The 16,844-nt window shown below is 71.4% G+C and carries 15 protein-coding genes and 3 tRNA genes; 8 read left to right on the top strand and 10 right to left on the bottom strand.

Going from position 1 to position 16,844, the window contains the following annotated elements; all coding sequences use genetic code 11:
• Window positions 1-7 precede the first annotated feature (7 nt).
• From OHL10_RS00955 to OHL10_RS00935, 5 genes are all read right to left on the bottom strand, one after another.
• Window positions 8-1,186, bottom strand: coding sequence for a polyprenyl synthetase family protein (locus OHL10_RS00955; protein WP_265520276.1), 1,179 nt, complete (start codon window positions 1,184-1,186; stop codon window positions 8-10).
• Window positions 1,187-1,274: 88 nt separating this feature from the next.
• The gene (gene galE, locus OHL10_RS00950; protein ID WP_265520275.1) at window positions 1,275-2,258 is read right to left on the bottom strand and encodes a UDP-glucose 4-epimerase GalE; all 984 of its coding nucleotides are present in this window, start codon (window positions 2,256-2,258) and stop codon (window positions 1,275-1,277) included.
• Window positions 2,259-2,301: 43 nt separating this feature from the next.
• On the bottom strand, window positions 2,302-3,216 hold the full coding sequence (locus tag OHL10_RS00945; RefSeq protein ID WP_265520274.1) for a cation diffusion facilitator family transporter: 915 nt from the start codon (window positions 3,214-3,216) through the stop codon (window positions 2,302-2,304).
• The gene (locus OHL10_RS00940) at window positions 3,213-3,563 is read right to left on the bottom strand and encodes an ArsR/SmtB family transcription factor (RefSeq protein ID WP_265520273.1); all 351 of its coding nucleotides are present in this window, start codon (window positions 3,561-3,563) and stop codon (window positions 3,213-3,215) included. The genes OHL10_RS00945 and OHL10_RS00940 overlap by 4 nt, the downstream gene beginning before the upstream one ends.
• Before the next feature lie 45 nt (window positions 3,564-3,608).
• Entirely contained in the window at window positions 3,609-3,953 is a 345-nt protein-coding gene (locus OHL10_RS00935; RefSeq protein ID WP_425498944.1) for a metallopeptidase family protein, read from the bottom strand.
• A gap of 166 nt (window positions 3,954-4,119) precedes the next feature.
• Between OHL10_RS00935 and OHL10_RS00930 the strand changes: the two genes are divergently transcribed.
• From OHL10_RS00930 to OHL10_RS00910, 5 genes are all read left to right on the top strand, one after another.
• Window positions 4,120-4,192 (top strand) — tRNA-Glu (locus OHL10_RS00930).
• An 85-nt stretch (window positions 4,193-4,277) separates the two neighbouring features.
• Window positions 4,278-4,351, top strand: a tRNA-Asp gene (locus OHL10_RS00925).
• Between the two features lie 55 nt (window positions 4,352-4,406).
• Window positions 4,407-4,482, top strand: a tRNA-Phe gene (locus OHL10_RS00920).
• Window positions 4,483-4,606: 124 nt separating this feature from the next.
• Entirely contained in the window at window positions 4,607-5,029 is a 423-nt protein-coding gene (locus OHL10_RS00915; protein ID WP_265520271.1) for a phage holin family protein, read from the top strand.
• Window positions 5,026-5,334 carry a DUF3618 domain-containing protein gene (locus tag OHL10_RS00910; protein ID WP_265520270.1) on the top strand — a complete coding sequence of 103 codons (309 nt, stop codon included), beginning with the start codon at window positions 5,026-5,028 and terminating at the stop codon, window positions 5,332-5,334. Before OHL10_RS00915 ends, OHL10_RS00910 begins: the two co-directional genes overlap by 4 nt.
• Window positions 5,335-5,409: 75 nt before the next feature.
• Here the strand turns inward: OHL10_RS00910 and OHL10_RS00905 are convergent, their stop codons facing one another.
• Window positions 5,410-5,625 carry a BldC family transcriptional regulator gene (locus OHL10_RS00905; protein WP_265520269.1) on the bottom strand — a complete coding sequence of 72 codons (216 nt, stop codon included), beginning with the start codon at window positions 5,623-5,625 and terminating at the stop codon, window positions 5,410-5,412.
• Window positions 5,626-5,964: 339 nt separating this feature from the next.
• Here OHL10_RS00905 and OHL10_RS00900 point away from each other — a divergent pair, with 339 nt between their 5' ends.
• Entirely contained in the window at window positions 5,965-6,174 is a 210-nt protein-coding gene (locus OHL10_RS00900) for a DUF3073 domain-containing protein (protein WP_265520268.1), read from the top strand.
• 198 nt (window positions 6,175-6,372) lie between these two features.
• Here the strand turns inward: OHL10_RS00900 and purM are convergent, their stop codons facing one another.
• The 4 genes from purM to OHL10_RS00880 form a co-directional block, all read right to left on the bottom strand.
• A complete protein-coding gene (gene purM / locus OHL10_RS00895; protein ID WP_265520267.1) occupies window positions 6,373-7,500 on the bottom strand; it encodes a phosphoribosylformylglycinamidine cyclo-ligase in 1,128 nt (375 codons plus the stop codon).
• 109 nt (window positions 7,501-7,609) lie between these two features.
• A complete protein-coding gene (gene purF, locus OHL10_RS00890) occupies window positions 7,610-9,157 on the bottom strand; it encodes an amidophosphoribosyltransferase (RefSeq protein WP_265520266.1) in 1,548 nt (515 codons plus the stop codon).
• Window positions 9,158-9,226: 69 nt separating this feature from the next.
• Window positions 9,227-9,580, bottom strand: a complete 354-nt coding sequence (locus tag OHL10_RS00885) for a hypothetical protein (protein ID WP_265520265.1) — start codon at window positions 9,578-9,580, stop codon at window positions 9,227-9,229.
• A gap of 106 nt (window positions 9,581-9,686) precedes the next feature.
• Window positions 9,687-14,429 carry an ExeM/NucH family extracellular endonuclease gene (locus OHL10_RS00880; RefSeq protein WP_265520264.1) on the bottom strand — a complete coding sequence of 1,581 codons (4,743 nt, stop codon included), beginning with the start codon at window positions 14,427-14,429 and terminating at the stop codon, window positions 9,687-9,689.
• A gap of 490 nt (window positions 14,430-14,919) precedes the next feature.
• Here OHL10_RS00880 and thpD point away from each other — a divergent pair, with 490 nt between their 5' ends.
• A complete protein-coding gene (gene thpD / locus OHL10_RS00875) occupies window positions 14,920-15,852 on the top strand; it encodes an ectoine hydroxylase (protein ID WP_265520263.1) in 933 nt (310 codons plus the stop codon).
• 64 nt (window positions 15,853-15,916) lie between these two features.
• Window positions 15,917-16,843: a serine hydrolase domain-containing protein gene (locus tag OHL10_RS00870; protein WP_265520262.1), complete on the top strand. Its 927-nt coding sequence runs from the start codon at window positions 15,917-15,919 to the stop codon at window positions 16,841-16,843.
• Window position 16,844 lies beyond the last annotated feature (1 nt).

Raw genomic sequence — 16,844 nt, 5'->3', positions numbered from 1 at the left:
CTCTCGATCAGGCGGTCCGGTCGGCGAGCGCGTCGGCGAGGTGGGTGAGGTAGGAGGTCAGATCGGGGGGCAGTCCGCGCGACGCCGCCGCCCGGGCGTCGTCGAGGCGTTCGCGCGCGACGTCGCGCACCTCGCGGACAGCTCCGCTCGAGTGCAGCGCCTCGCGCACGAGGGCGGCCCCGGCCTCGTCGAGGTCCGGGCGCCCGACGTGCGTGTCGAGGACGGCGCGCTCGGACGGCGTCGCACGGCGGTGGGCGAGCGCGAGCAGATGCGTCCGCTTACCCTCGCGAAGGTCGGACAGGACCGACTTGCCCGTGACCGCGGGGTCTCCGAACACACCGAGGTGGTCGTCGACCAGCTGGAACGCGACCCCGAGCGCCGAGCCGTAGCGCTCGAGCCGTTCCCGCTCGCTCGTGCCGGCACCGGCGAGGACGGCACCGGACAGCAGGGGGATCACGCAGGTGTACGACGCGGTCTTGAGCTCCGCCACCCGCAGGGCGTCGACGTCGCGGGCCGGGCGTGCCTGCCCTGCGACGTCGAGCAGCTCACCCGCCACGGTGGTGTGCACAGAGCGGACCAGCAGCGAGATCATCTCGAGCTTCTCGTCCGGCTCGAGTTCGCCGCGCACCACGACGTCGACCGCGCTGATGAGCGCCAGGTCGCCGCCGAGGAGCGCCGCGGACTGGACCTGGTCGTCGGCGCGACGGCCGTCGAGCCCGGCCGCCGCGACCCGTCGCCGGTAGGTCCCGGCGAGGTTGGGCCGCCCGCGTCGTACCTCGTCGTGGTCGAGCAGGTCGTCGTGGACGAGCATCGCGGTGTGCAGCAGCTCGTGGGCGACCGCGGCGGAGCGGACCCGACGGGCGTCCTGCCCGCCGAGACCCAGGTATGCCGCATACATCAACCGCGGCCGCAGGAATTTCCCGCCGACCTGCCCGCCGAGCGTCGCCCACAGGGCGCCGTACGCGGCGTCGGTGTCCTTGGCGTCGGCGGTCGCGTCGTCCAGGTACTCGTCCAGCGCGACCCGGGTCACGTCGAGCGCCGCGGCGACCCTGACCTCGAGGCCCTGGCCCACGGGGCGTGAGCCCGTCGCGTCCGCGGCCGACCGAACGCCACCGACCTCGGGGGCGAGCTGCTCCCCGGGGTCCCGCAGGCGCTCCGGCGCTCTCGCCGTGTCCGTGTGCTCCATCGACTCCCCGCTCCTCGTAGATGCTCAGCATACTGAGCATTTACGGGGGTGTCATGACGCCCCGGTCAGCGTCGACCTTCAGCCATCGTCACACATCGATGCGCCGCGGTCCTGCCTGCCACGCCTCCCAGGCCGAGGAGATGATCTCCGGGAGGGCCTTCGAGCCGCGCCAGCCCAGCACCTCGTTGATGCGCTCGGGTGACGCGACGAGCTGGGGCGGGTCCCCCGCACGCCGCGGGAAGATGTCCGCCGTCACGTCGAGGCCGCTCGCGACACCGATCTCGTCGATGACCTCGCGCACCGAGGACCCCGTGCCGGTCCCGACGTTGAAGACGTCGAACGGACGCGCCTCCACGCCCAGGTAGTCGATCGCCGCGAGGTGCGCCTCGGCCAGGTCCAGCACGTGGATGTAGTCCCGGATGCAGGTGCCGTCCGGCGTCGGGTAGTCGTCCCCGAAGATCTTCGGGCGCTCGCCGCGCGCGAGCCGGTCGAGCACCATCGGCACGAGGTTGAGGACGGCCGGGTCACCGAGGTCGGGCCAACCCGCCCCAGCGACGTTGAAGTAACGGAGCGCGACGAACCGCAGCCCCCAGGCACGGCTGGCGGAGCGCCCGAGCCACTCCCCCACGAGCTTGGTCTCGCCGTACGGGTTGATCGGTTCCGCGTGCAGCTTCTCCTCGACGAACGACACCGACGGCATGCCGTACGTGGCGGCGGAGGACGAGAAGACGAGTCGGTCCACGCCCGCCGCCTCCATCGCCGACACCAGGTTCGTGAAGCCGCCGACGTTCTGCTGGTAGTACCAGGCCGGCTTCTCGACCGACTCGCCGACCTGCTTGCGGGCGGCGAAGTGGATCACCGCACGGACGTCGTGCTCCCGCAGCGTGCGCGTGAGCACGTCCGCGGCCTCCGGGCTCGCGACGTCGAGCTGCACGAGCGTCGCGTCGCCGATACGCCCTGCCTCGCCCGTGCTGAGGTCGTCGACCACCACGACCTGCTCGCCCCGCTGCTGCAGCAGCCGCACCACGTGCGCGCCGATGTAGCCCGCTCCACCCGTCACCAGAATCGTCATGGTGCCCAGCCTAGTCAGCCGTCGGGCTTCGCTCCGTGTGCGTTCACCGGTGGGCGGAGGTCTCCGCGTGCCGACGTTCGGGCGGCTCGACCTGGAACGTGCAGTGGTCGACGTCGAAGTGCCCGCGCAGGCACGACTGGAGCTGGTCCAGGACGGCCGTGCCCTCACCCCGGGCGAGGCGGTCGGGCTCGACCTCGACGTGCGCGGACATCACCGGGACGCCGGACGTGATGGTCCACGCGTGCAGGTCGTGGACGCCCACGACGCCCGGGACCTGCTCGATGTGCCGCCGGACCTGGTCGAGGTCGACACCGTCGGGGGTCGACTCGAGGAGCACCCTGGCGACCTCGCGGAGCAGGAGGAGCGCCCGCGGGAGGATCATCAGGCCGATGGCGATCGAGGCGAGCCCGTCCGCGCGCGGGAAGCCCGCGGCCACGGCGACACCCGCCACGATCACCGCGACCGAGCCCAGGAGGTCGCCGAAGACCTCGAGGTAGGCGCCCCGCACGTTGAGGCTCTCCTTCTGGCCGCCGGCGAGGAGCCGCAGGCACACCGCGTTCGCCGCGAGGCCCACCAGCGCGACCACGACCATCAGGCCGGCGTCGATCTCGGGGGCGGGCTCACGGACCCGGGCGACACCCTCGACGATCACGACCACCGCCACGAAGCCGAGCAGCAGGGCGTTCGCGAGCGCGGCGAGGATCTCGGCGCGCTGCCATCCGAAGGTGCGGGCCGTCGTCGTCGGCCGGGTCGCGAGCCAGCTCGCGAAGAGCGCGATCCCGATGCCGGTCGCGTCCGTCAGCATGTGGCCCGCGTCCGCGAGGAGCGCGAGCGAGCCGGAGACGAGCGCCCCGACCACCTCACCGACCATCACGACGAGGGTCACCACGAGCACGACGACCAACCGGCGGCGGTGGGCCGCCGTCGCCGTGCCGTGCGCGTGCGAGTGCCCGGTCACGGCGCACCGGCCGCGGCGTCGACGACCCGCTCGGCGTCGGCGAGGAGGTGCGCGACCTCGGGTCGTACGAGCCGGTACCAGGACGCACGGCCCTCGCGCCGCACGGCCACGACACCGACGTCCCGCAGCATCACGAGGTGGGCGGAGACGGTGGACTGCGCGAGGCCGAGCGCCGCGGTGAGGTCGACGACCCGGCGCTCGCCCTCGGCGAGGAGGTGCACGAGGGCGAGGCGGTTCGGGTCCGCGAGGGCGCGCAGGAGGTGCGCGACGGCGTCGTGGTCGTGGGCCGGGCCGCTCGCCCGCCCGGCGGCCTCGTCGTGCGCCGGCACCTCCTCATTCATCGTCATGTAGCGATGATATCGATGAACGACGATGCTGTCACACCTGGCTCGTCACGCCCATCCGAGCTCGTGCAGCCGGTCGTCGTCGATCCCGAAGTGGTGCGCGATCTCATGGACCACGGTGACCGCGACCTCGTCGACGACCTCCTCGCGCGTCTCGCAGATCGCGAGCGTCGGGTTGCGGTAGATCGTGATCCTGTCCGGGAGCGCCCCGGCCGCCCACATGAGGTCCCGCTCCGTGAGGGGCACCCCCTCGTAGAGGCCGAGCAGCTCCGGGTCGTCCGCCGGCGCGTCGTCCTCGACGAGCACCACGACGTTGTCCATCCGCTCCGCGAGGTCCTGCGGGATCTCGTCGAGCGCGTCTCGGACGGCATCCTCGAACTCGGCACGTGTCATCTCCACCACACCGCCCATCCTCCCCTGTCCGCGCCACCGGGCCGACGTCGGGCCGTCAGCAGAACTGTTTTGCGCAGGGCCGCCCCCGGACCGTATGCTGACCGAGGTCTTCGACGGTTCGCGCCCGTGCAACCACCCGGGCGAGCCCGGGCAGTCAAGGACCTAGGCCCCCATCGTCTAGCGGCCTAGGACCCCGCCCTTTCACGGCGGTAGCACGGGTTCGAATCCCGTTGGGGGTACGTGATCCACCCGCCGCAGCGCACGATTTACGGATCGCGCGATCGGTACGGTAAGATTCACGCGGTTCCTCAGGGAGCCACGCAAGGCCCTGTAGCGCAGTTGGTTAGCGCGCCGCCCTGTCACGGCGGAGGTCGCGGGTTCAAGTCCCGTCAGGGTCGCTCGACGGCGAATCGCCCGGTCGTCGGTCATCGACAACCGGGCTTCGCTGTTCGGGGCTCTGTAGCTCAGTTGGTAGAGCGTTCGACTGAAAATCGAAAGGTCACCGGATCGACGCCGGTCGGAGCCACCACATCGAACCCCCGCCCGGGTACCGGGCGGGGGTTCGTCGTCTTGCGACCAGCACGCAGGGAGTTGCGAGCGCGCACCCCGCCCGGTTGAGTGGGACGAGACTCACCTCGAGAAGGGCGACCACCATGAGTGACTGGGACGACGGGCGCACACCGCCCACCACCGACAAGCCGACGATCGGACGGCTCGTCGAGCAGCTCTCCGAGCAGGCCACACGACTCGTCCGCTCCGAGATCGCCCTCGCGAAGACCGAGCTGACCACGAAGGCCACCCGCGCAGGGCTGGCGATCGGCCTGTTCGTCGCAGCCGCCGTCCTGCTGCTCTACGCCCTCGGGTTCCTGCTGCACGCGGCGATGTCCGGGCTCGCGACTGCGCTTCCGCTGTGGCTCGCCGGACTGATCGTCGGCGTGGCGCTCGTGCTCGTCGCCGTCGTGCTCGGCCTCGTGGGCCGCAGCCAGCTCAAGAAGGGGATCCCCCCGACCCCCGAGTCGGCGACCCGCAACATCAAGGAAGACATCGCCACCGTGAAGGAAGGGCTGCACCCGTGACCGAGTCGAGCTCCCCGAAGGACACCAAGAAGTCGCAGGCCGAGCTGGAGGCCGAGATCGCCGTGACCCGCAAGGAGCTCGCGGCGACGATCGACGACCTCACGACACGGCTCGACCCTCGGGTCGCCGCCTCCCACGCCGCGCACCAGGCCAAGCAGGCAGCGGTCGACACGGGAAACCTGCTGAGCGGCGGCGGGCTCCCGGACCGGGACCCCGCCAGGAGCCGCAACGTGAAGGTGCTCATCGGTGCCGTCGTCGCCGGTGCTGCCCTCGCCGTCGCTGCGATCGTCCGCCGGAAGTCCTGAGCTACTCCGACGCTGCGGTGCCGTAGCTCGCGCTGCCACCTCGCCGTGGCGCCGCTTGTGCCGCCCGCTGCCGTGTCACTCCTTGGTGTCCTGACCCTCCGCGTTCTCGCTCGCCGCGCCCAGCAGGGCGCGGACCTCCGACTCGCGGTACCGGCGATGCCCACCGAGCGTGCGGATGGACGAGAGCTTGCCGGCCTTGGCCCAGCGGGTCACGGTCTTGGGGTCGACACGGAACAAGCTCGCCACCTCAGCCGGTGTGAGCAGGACCTCGGACTCTCCGTGGACGGACATCACTGCACCTCCTCCTAGCGGCGTACTGGTCCGACGGTGACGTCGGATCACGACGACAGCCCGTCGCTAGTCCTCACCATTGTTGCAGCATGCGGATTTTGCACGACTTGGCAGACAGGGTGAAATAGGTTTGGTTCTCCGGGTACAGGCGGTAGGCGTGGTGATCACCCCATTCCCACCATGTGGAGACAGTGTGACGAGCCCCGCGTTCGGGTCTTCCGAGTGGCTGGAATAGCCGCGGAGCATGTACCGTTGGACTCTGAACAGACGAAACTACACCCCGGGGCCGCACGTCTGAGTACGTTGCCGCCCCGCTTCTACGTTGAGGGGGTCGGAGCCATGGGCCGCGGCCGTCAGAAGGCTAAGCAGACCAAGGTCGCTCGTGCGCTGAAGTACTACAGCCCCGAGACGAACTACCAGGCTCTCGAACAAGAGCTGACCGGTCATAGCCACACCGATCTCGCGACGGAGTCCCGCTTCGGCGGTGAGGATCGTCGAGACCTCGAGAGCTATGACCAGCGGTACACCGACTGGTCGGACGACCGCTGACGGACACCCGTCGGTCCTCGCTCTGCAGAGACCTCGTGCTCTCGAGCACAGTGTGCGCAACCCCCCCGCACCTCCGACGGACGACCATCCCGTCATGAGGCTCGTGGACTGCGGTAGGTCATGAACGGACGACGGCGCCGGTTCCCCTCCTGAGAGGAACCGGCGCCGTCGTCCGTCGCGATCGTTCGAGGTCCTCGGTCAGCGGTAGTCGCCGACGAGCCGGACCGCGCCCGCCTGGACGCCCTTCGTGCCCGCGACAAGGCCCTCCTGGCCGGCGGCCGGGTCCTCGGCCGCGACGGTCCCGAGCGTCCACGCCGGGACACCGAGGGCAGCGCACCGGGCGAGGGCGGCGTCCGCGCCGTCGGCACCGACGATCGCGACCATGCCGACACCGAGGTTGAGCGTGTTCTCGAGGTCCGTGCGCGGCACGGCACCGAGCTCCCGCACGACACGGAAGACCGGCGGCACCTCCCAGCTCGCCCGGTCCACGGTCGCGACGAGGCCGGCCGGCAGGACGCGGGCCAGGTTGGCGGCGAGTCCACCACCCGTCACGTGCGTGAACGCGTGCACCTGGGCGGCGTCGTCGTGCGCGAGCGCGAGGCAGTCGCTCGCGTAGACCCGCGTCGGCTCGAGCAGCTCCTCACCGAGCGTGCGGCCGAACTCGTCGACGTGCCGCTCCAGTCCCCAGCCGGCGTGCTTGACCACGGCGCGCACGAGCGAGTAGCCGTTCGAGTGCAGCCCCGAGGACGCCATGGCGATGAGGACGTCGCCGTCGCGGACCCGGTCGGGCCCGAGGAGCGCGTCCGCCTCCACCACACCGGTCGCCGCGCCCGCGACGTCGTACTCGTCGACGCCGAGGAGGCCGGGGTGCTCGGCGGTCTCACCGCCCACGAGGGCGGTCCCCGCGACCTCGCAGGCCGCGGCGATCCCGCGCACGATGTCCGCGATGCGCTCGGGCACGACCTTGCCGCACGCGATGTAGTCGGTCATGAACAGCGGCTTCGCGCCGACCACGACGATGTCGTCGACCACCATGCCCACGAGGTCGAACCCGATGGTGTCGTGGGTGTCGAGCGCCTGGGCGATCGCCACCTTCGTCCCCACGCCGTCCGTCGAGGTGGCCAGCAGCGGCTTACGGTAGCGGGCGACCTCGGCGAGGTCGTAGAGCCCGGCGAACCCACCGACGCCTCCCAGGACCTGCGGCCCCTGGGTGCGGCGCACGGCGTCCTTCATCAGCTCGACGGCCTTGTCGCCGGCCTCGGTGTCGACCCCGGCGGCGGCGTAGGTCAGGCCGTCGGGCCGGGGCTCGAGGGATGCGTCAGGCACGAGTTCTGCTCCTGGTTCGGGGGGCGCGGCGGGACGCCACGACGAGTCGGTGGTGCGTGGTCACGTGGTCGAACGTCACGAGTGGTGGAGGGTCACGAGCGGGGGGTGGTCACGGGTGGTCGAGCGCGGTCGCGCCGCCGACGCCCACCGACAGGGTGCGCAGCCCGTCCTCGGGCGCGCCGAGCGGGAGCTCGTTCTGCTCCAGCAGGTGCTTGCCGAGCTGGTCGTCCGGCGGCAGCTCGATCGGGTACTTCCCGGTGAAGCACGCGGCGCAGAGCTGGGACGCCGGCTGCTCGGTCGCGGCCACCATCCCTTCCTGGGAGATGTACCCGAGCGTGTCGGCGCCCAGCGACTTGCCGACCTCCTGCGGGCCGAGGCCGTTCGCGATGAGCTCGGCGCGCGACGCGAAGTCGATGCCGTAGAAGCACGGCCACTTCACGGGCGGCGAGCTGATGCGCACGTGCACCTCGGCGGCGCCGGCCTCGCGCAGCATCCGGATGAGCGCGCGCTGGGTGTTGCCCCGCACGATGGAGTCGTCGACGACGACGAGCCGCTTGCCGCGGATGACGTCGCGCAGCGGGTTGAGCTTGAGGCGGATGCCCAGCTGGCGCAACGTGTCCGACGGCTGGATGAACGTACGTCCCACGTAGGCGTTCTTCGTGAGGCCCTGGCCGAACGGGATGCCGGACTCCGCCGCGTAGCCGACCGCGGCCGGGGTGCCGGACTCGGGCACGGGCATCACGAGGTCCGCCTCGACGGGGTGCTCGCGCGCGAGCTGGCGGCCCATCTCGACGCGCGCAGCGTGCACGGACCGACCGTTGATGGTCGTGTCGGGGCGCGCGAGGTAGACGTACTCGAAGACGCAGCCGGCGCGCTCGATCGGCGCGAACCGGGTGGAGCGCAGCCCGTCGGCGTCGATCGCGATGAGCTCGCCGGGCTCGACCTCGCGGACGAACGACGCCCCCACGATGTCGAGGGCGGGCGCCTCGCTCGCGACGACCCACCCGCGGTCCAGGCGGCCGAGGACCAGGGGGCGCACACCCTGCGGGTCGCGGGCCGCGTACAGCGTGCGCTCGTCCATGAAGACGAGGCTGAACGCGCCGCGCAGGCGTGGGAGCACCTCGAGCGCGGTCGCCTCGAGGGTGTGGTCGACGTCGCCGGCGAGCAGCGCCGTGACGAGGGCCGTGTCCGTGGTGTTGCCGCGGGCGAGCTCGCCGCGGCGCTGGGCGCCGTAGCGCTCGGCGACCAGGTTGACGAGCTCGGCCGAGTTGGTGAGGTTGCCGTTGTGCCCGAGCGCCACCGTCCCGGAGGCGGTGGGGCCGAGCGTCGGCTGCGCGTTCTCCCACGTCACGCCACCGGTGGTGGAGTACCGGCAGTGCCCGACGGCGATGTGCCCCGTCAGGGCGTTGAGCGCCGTCTCGTCGAAGACCTGCGAGACGAGTCCCATGTCCTTGTAGACGAGGATCTGCTCACCGTTGCTGGTGGCGATGCCGGCCGACTCCTGGCCACGGTGCTGCAGCGCGTACAGGCCGAAGTAGGCGAGCTTGGCGACCTCTTCGCCGGGCGCCCAGACTCCGAAGACGCCGCAGGCGTCCTGCGGGCCTTTTTCGCCGGGCATCAGGTCGTGGGTGAGAAGTCCATCTCCGCGGGGGGCCACGTTCCCCAGTCTCCCACAGAGGTACCCCGGCGACCGAAGCGGCCGGTCAGCGACCCGTCGACGGGAGGGTCAGCGCCTGCGCAGGCTGCGCCGGTCCGCGAGGACGGCCCAGAGCCCGGCGAGGAGCACCGTGACCATCGTCGTCCCGAGGACCGTCACCGTGAAGTAGACGCCTGGCTTGAGGAGACCTGACGCCTGCGGGTTCGACAGCAGGACGGCAGCGAGCACCGAGCCCAGGACGATCCCGGCGATCGCCCCGGTCCAGAAGAACGCGCGGTAGCGCGGGGCGCGCCGCACCGTCGCCGGGTCGACGGCCGACTCGATCTCGACCGACGGCGCGCCCGACGTCTCGGTCGGTTCGACCCGCTCGGTCGGGGCGTCTCCGTCCGGCGCCGGGCTGGGGGCAGGGGCGTTCGTGCTCACGGCACGACCCTACCCGGCGGTGCTGAGTACTCCCTGAGCCGCCGACTCGCCCCGGGACGGCGTCGGGCCCCGGCCGACGTGGTCGACCGGGGCCCGACGAGGTGTGTCAGCTGCAGCTGATCACGTCGAACGGCACCGTGTACTCCTCGGTCCCCTCACCGTCTCCGAACGAGCCGGTGACCGTGACCTCGCCCGCCTCGACGGACGTGGAGCGGGTGTTGAAGGACTGGTACGCGGACGCACCCGGACGCACGTTCTTGTACGTCTTGCTCCCGTAGGGCGTCGCGATCGTGATCTCGACCGGGACGTCCTCGCCGTTGACGGCGCGGACCGCAAGGTGCACGAACCTGCCCGTGCAGCGCGGCTGCGCCTCGACGCTCTCGAGCTCGACGCCGGACGGCACCGACGCCTCGACGGTCAGCGGCAGCCTGGTCGTGGTGCCGCTGGGCGACGCCACGACGTACAGGGCGTGCTCACCCGCCGGGGTGCTCTCCGGGACGACGACCTCGAGGGTCGCCGCACCGTCGGTCACGGTCGCGGAGCCGAGGGCGTCGCCCGGTGCGGCCGGGTCGAACGTCTCACCCTCGGGCACGAGGTAGGCCTCGACCGCGGTGTTCTGCGGTGACCCGAGAGACGTGAGGTCGAGCCGCGAGAGGCTCGCGCTCACGGTTCCGCCGGCCTCGACGGCCCCCGGGAGCTCGTCGACGACGACGCCCGTGCGGGCGAACGACGGCGAGACCGGCGAGTTGTTCTCGAGGTAGGCGATCCAGGCCTCCCGGTCGATGAGACCCGAGTCGCGGGCGTTCGTCCCCTCGGTGAAGACCCGGAAGTTGTCACCACCGGTGGCGAGGAAGGAGAACGTCGCGACCGTGTACTCGCCCTGCGGGTCGAGCGGCTCCCCGTTGATCGTCACGGAGGTGACGTTCGAGCCGGGAGTCGCGTTCACGTCCGCCGTGGCGACCGTGTAGGAGACGTTCTCCGAGAGCCCGAGGGCCAGGTACGGGCGAGACGGGCGGTTGCCCTGGGCGTCCGTCTGCCACTGCTGCTCGAGGAGCTCGACGACCTGCTCACCGCTCAGCGTGACGGTCCAGAGGTTGTTGACGAACGGCAGGACGCCGTTCGCCTCGGCGTACGTGATGACGCCGTCGTCGCCGTAGTACAGCTCACCGCGCAGGCCGCCCGGGTTGACGACGCCGATGTCGGCGCCGCCACGGTCGGGGTCGGCGAGGGTGGCGAGGAGCGCGTCGGCGACGAGGTTGCCGAGCGTCGACTCCGACGCGCGATCGTCCCGGCCTCCGCCGGTGTAGATCCCGTCCACGTAGGACCCGCCGGCGAACGCGGTCGTGATGTCGGCCGTGACCTCGCCGACGGGCTGAGCGCCGATGATCTCGGCCTCGGCGAGCGCGGCCTGGACGATCTGCTGGACCTCCGCGACGCGGGGGTACGCAGCCACCAGGTCGGCGTCCGCCGTGGTGGTGCGCGCGACGTTCACGCCGGTCGCCTCGAGCACCTCGAGGGTGTCGGAGTCGATCGTGAGCGTCGCGTGCCCGAGGTACTCGCCGTAGCTGCCGGTCTGGATGATCGGCCGCGTCCGCTCCGGAGAGCCGGGCAGCGGCGCGTCCCACGCGTACTGCTTGTGGGTGTGGCCGGTGTAGATGGCCGCGACCGCAGGGTCGGTCTCCTCGACGATGTCGGCGAAGATCCCGCCCGCGGCGACCTCCTCCTCGAGGGTCGAGCCGTCCGGCGTGCCGGCGCCCGCACCCTCGTGGTAGAGCGCGATGAGGACGTCGGCCTCGCCGTTGGACTCGTCCCCGTCGGTGAGCTGGGCTGCCACCCGGTTGACGGCCTCGACCGGGTCACCGAAGTCGATGTCGGCGATGCCTGCCGGGGTGACGAGCGCCGGCGTCTCCTCCGTCACGGCACCGATGATGCCGAGCCGCACGCCGTCGACCTCGATGACGTCGAACTCCTGGAGCGCCGGGTTCAGCGTGCCCTTGTCGTAGACGTTGGCACCGAGGTGGTTCCAGTCGCTCGCGTCCTCGACGCGACCGGTGAGGTCGTCGAGCCCTTGGTCGAACTCGTGGTTGCCCACCGCGGAGCTCGCGAGGTCGAGCGCGTTGAGGACGTCGATCGTCGGCTGGTCGTTCTGCGACGCCGACGCGAAGACCGACGCGCCGATGTTGTCGCCCGCCGACAGGAAGAGCGTGTTGTCGGGGTTCTCGGCGCGCAGCGCCTCGATCGTCCCCGCGAACTTCACGGTGTTGCTGTCGATCCGACCGTGGAAGTCGTTGATCGCCAACAGGTCGATCTGCGTGGTGCCGGACTGCTCGCCGGCCAGGTCGAGCCCGACGACCAGCGGGTCGTGGTCGGAGGAGCGGAACGGCGAGGTGTCGTAGAGGATCGTCGCGTTGTAGTTGTAGCGCGAGTACTCGTTCGCGATCGGCTCGACCGAGTTGATGTTCCACACGTCCGCACCGGTGACGGTCGCTGCCGCGGCCGGCGAGGCGAAGATGTGGTCGAGCGATCCGACGAGGCCACCGAACAGGTAGGTGTTCTCCCCGGTCGCGGCGCCCAGGCTCGTGTACTGCGCGTCGCGGAAGACCTCGAGCGGGTCCTCCTGGTCATAGGCGTTGAAGTCGCCGGCAAGCAGGATCTTGTCCGTCCCGGCGTCGTCGGCGACCTCCTGCGCGAAGTCGACGAGGGACGTTGCCTGACGCACGCGGGACGCGTTGGACGCCCCCTGGCCGTCGCCCTGGTCGGCGTCCTCACCCGTGCCCGAACCCTTCGACTTGAAGTGGTTCGCGACGACGAGCACCTCGCTGTCGTCCCCGCCGTCGACCGGGCGGAACACCTGGGCGAGCGGCTCGCGAGCGTTGGAGTACGCCGGGTCGTCGAGGAGGATCTGCGAGTCGCCCACGAGCTCGGCCGACTCCGCGCGGTAGATGAACGCGGTGCGGATCACGTCCTCGTCGGCGGGCACCGCTGCCGGGGAGGGCGCGAACGCCCACACCCCGTCACCGGCGACCTCGTTGAGGGCGTCGACGAGGTCGGACAGCGCCTGGTCGCGGTCCTTGCCGAACGGCTCGGAGTTCTCGATCTCCATGAGGGCCACGACGTCGGCGCCGAGCGCGTCGATCGCGGCGACGATCTTGGTCTCCTGGCGCTCGAGGTTCTCGGCGTCGGCGGCCCCGCGCGCGAGGCAGCCGGTCCGGACGGTGACGGGGTTGCCCTCACGGTCCGTGTAGTACTGGCAGCCGTTGAGCTGGTCGCCCGTCGTCGTGAAGTAGTTCAGCACGTTGAAGATCGCGACCTGCATGTCGCCGCCGACGTCCTCGGGGGCGTCGGTGCGCGTGTCGGCGAAGGTGGCGGGCTGGACGCCCTCGGCGTTGTCCGCCGTGAGACGGGTGAGCGGCTGGTAGGTCCAGGCGTCGAACCGGTAGTCGAGGATCACCGGGGTGACGAACTCGACCGCGGCACCCACCCGCACGGGCGCGTCCGGGGTGAGGTAGGGCAGCGGCGTGGCCTTGTTGGCCTGGGTGTTGAAGTTCGTCGTCGCGCCGTCGTCGAGCACGACGCCGCGGGCTGCGGCGTCCGCGACGGCCGCGGCGGCCTCCGGGCTGCCCGGGCGACCGGCCGCGGTGGGCTGGAGGAGGGGGGTGGTCCCGGTCGCCAGACCGATCGAGCCGTAGAAGTTCGTCGAGTAGTTGTCGGCGACGACGTGGTCGCCGGCCGGCTGCAGCAGCATGCCCTCGAGCGTCTCGCGCTGCGCGTCGTCGGCCGGGAAGGCGACGTTCGCGGGCTTGACGGCCTCCGCGGGCTCGTCGAGGACCGTCCACCCGCCGGCGGCGGGCGCGATCTGCGTCAGGGTGAAGTACTCGGAGACCGTGCCCGTCACCTCGACGTGGTCACCGATCTCGAGATCGGCGGCGGCGGCCGCGGAGTAGACGAAGATCGCGTCGGAGGCGTCGTGCTCCTCGAGGTCCAGGTCGCCGCCGGTGCCGGGCGTCTGGATGTACAGGCCGTCGTAGCCGCCGGTCGGGTACGACGCCGTGACGACGCCGCGAGCGGTGACGGTCTGGCCCACGCAGGGGCTCACGTCGCCGGTCCCCTGGATCTCGGCGATGGTCTCCGCCTCGCACACCTCGGGCTCGGGGTCCGGGCCGGGGTCGCTGCCGCTGTTCTGGGGCGTGACCGCGTCGAGGACCGCGAAGTCGGCCGAGTTGTCGTCCGTGTCGACGAAGCCGGTCCGGTTGAGGGACCCGCCCGCGTTGTTGGCTCGTCCCGCCGGTCCGGCCGCCGTCTCGAACGTGTTCGAGGTGCCGTATCCGAGGAGGTCCACGATCCGGTCGTCGGCTCCGACGACGTCGCCTGTGGGCAGCGTGATCGCGGCCGGGGCGTCGACCAGCGCGATGGTGCCGTTCTGGCCCTGGAAGTTCACCGAGCCCGAGGCGTCGGGCTCCGGCAGCGCCGCACCGTTGGTGCCGTTGGAGCCGCCCGCGACGAGGTAGTAGCCCTCGGCGTCGATGGTCCCGCTGAGGGCGACCGTGCCGTTCGACGCACCGGTGCCGGTCGCCGAGCGGTACTGCAGCGACCAGCCGTCGAGGTCGACCGGCGCGTCCGTCGGGTTGTACAGCTCGACGAACTTGGTCGAGTACGGAGCGTTGGCGCTCCCGCCCGACAGGTACGCCTCGTTGATGACGACGGTCGTGGCGTCGTCGACCGCGGCGCTCACGGCGGTCGGTGCCCCGGGGGCGGCGACGGCGGCGGACGCGGTGGGCACGGCGAGCGCCATGCTCAGCGCGGCAGCCACCACCACCCTCCGACGTCGCAGGTTCTGGTGGTGGTACACGCTGACTCCTTCATCTGGTGCGGACGGCACCGACGCGCGACCCGTTGTCCACGGACCGGACGCACGACGACCAGGTTCATCGAAGCGCACCCGTGTGAACTGTCGGTTGCGGCCGGGTCACGACCTGTCGAACGCCTGCGCACGTCACTGTGCTCGCGGCGTCCGACCGGCGTGTGCCGATCATGCCCAGTGACGCTAGCCGCCCGCCCGCCGGGACGCCACCCTTGGCGGCCGGAACGTTACCGATCAGTAGCCCTGCGGGCCACGGTGCCGACGAGGTGCCGACCGAGGTACCGCTGGACAACGCCGCTGACGTCGGTAACGTGGCGTGGACGCGACCCACCGATGTGCCCTCTGGGAGGTGCCCGAGACAGCCGCGCCGCTCGTCGACCTATGCCGTACTCCTGCTCCGCCCGGACCTGGGCCCGCGCCCGGCCTCCTCCGCAGCGCCCTGCCCCTGCTCAGGACGAACGCCGCCGAAGGAGACCGTATGACGACGCAGACGCCCGCATCCCCGACCGCACCGCAGACCGCCGAGACCGCGCGGCGGGACCTCTACCCGACGAGAGTGACGACGTCGGCCGGCACGATCGCCCGCGAGCACCCCACCGTGTGGGGCACCGAGGCGGACGGCCCGTTCGACGCCGCCGCGCTCGCCGCCCACGCCGAGCGCGGCTTCACGGTGCTCGAGGAGGTGCTCACCGCCGACGAGGTCGTCGCGTACCGCCAGGAGCTCACCCGGCTGACCACGACGCCGGCCGTCGTCGCCGACGAGCGGACCGTCACGGAGCAGTCCTCGGGCGAGGTGCGCTCCGTCTTCGAGGTGCAACGCCTCAGCCCGGCCATCGACGCCCTGTCGCGCGACCCGCGGATCCTCGGCCGTGCCCGCCAGCTGCTCGGCTCGGACGTCTACCTGCACCAGACCCGGGTCAACTACATGCCGGGGTTCAAGGGCACCGGCTTCTCCTGGCACTCCGACTTCGAGACGTGGCACGCGGAGGACGGCATGCCGATCCCCCGCGCCGTGAGCTGCTCGATCGCGCTGACCGACAACTACCCGTTCAACGGGGGGCTGATGGTCATGCCGGGCTCGCACCGCACCTTCGTGCCGAGCCTCGGCGAGACACCTGCGGACAACTACCGGTCCTCGCTCAAGGAGCAGAAGGCCGGTGTGCCGTCCGAGGAGGACATCTCCGAGCTGGCCCATCGCCTGGGCATCGAGCAGTTCACCGGCCCCGCGGGGTCCGCGCTGTGGTTCGACGCGAACATCATGCACGGGTCGGGCAACAACATCACCCCGTTCCCCCGCTCCAACATCTTCTTCGTGTTCAACAGCGTCGAGAACGCGCTCGACGAGCCCTTCGGGGCGTCGGGTCACCGGCCGTCGTACGTCGCCGCCCGGGACGCCACGCCCCTGCGCTGACCTGCACGTGGGTCCGGCGGTCGGACGCTTTGCCCTCCGGCCGCCGGTCGTCCACGATGTTCCGATGACTCACGACACCGCGCTCCTCGACGACTTCCGCCGCCGCACCGAGGAGCAGGACCTGGGGGTCTACGGGGTGCACGTCCACCGCGAGGGTCACGATCCGCTGGAGCACCGTTTCCGCGCGGACGACCGGGTGCACGTCTGGTCCGGGTCCAAGACGTTCACCGCGGTCGCGATCGGCATCGCGCGCGGTGCGGGTCTGCTCGACCTCGACGACCCGGTGCTCGACCACTTCGCCGACCACCGCGGCCGGGTGGGCGCCGGCGTCGACCAGGTGACGATCCGCCATCTGCTGCAGATGACGTCGGGCAGCCCGGTGACGTGGTTCGAGCTGCCCGCGGACGCGCCGCACGACGTCGCGGCGACGTTCCTCTCGGCGGACCTCGTGACCCGGCCGGGCGAACGGTTCGACTACTCGAACGCGTCGACCTACCTGCTCGGACGCGTCGTCGAGCGGGTCAGCGGCGAGGACCTGCGCGACTACCTCGTCCCCCGGCTGTTCGACCCGCTCGGCATCGCCAACCCGCAGTGGCTGCGCTGCCCGCTGGGGTTCAGCGAGGGGGCGAAGGGCCTGCACCTCACGACGAGCGAGCTCGCCCGCCTCGGCCGCCTCCTCCTGCAGCGCGGGACCTGGGAGGGAGTTTCCCTCGTCCCGGCGGACTTCGTCGACGCGATGCACACCGACGTCGTCAGCACCGCGCACTTCTCGACCGACCCCGAGTCGGCGGGCGGGTACGGCTACCAGGTGTGGACCTCGACGCCCGACGGCGCGTGGCGGGCCGACGGCCGGTACGGCCAGTTCTCGATCGTGCTCCCCCGCCAGCGCGCCGTCGTGACCGTCACGGCCCACAACGAGCGCAACGCCAACGACATCCTGCGCGCCGTCTGGGACGGCCTGCTGCCGGCCCTGTCCGCACCCGCGGCCTGAG

It is taken from the genome of Oerskovia flava, from assembly GCF_026163685.1.
Taxonomy (GTDB): domain Bacteria; phylum Actinomycetota; class Actinomycetes; order Actinomycetales; family Cellulomonadaceae; genus Oerskovia_A; species Oerskovia_A flava.
Note: the sequence above shows the minus strand (reverse complement) of the source record. Positions and strands in the feature narration are given on the sequence as shown.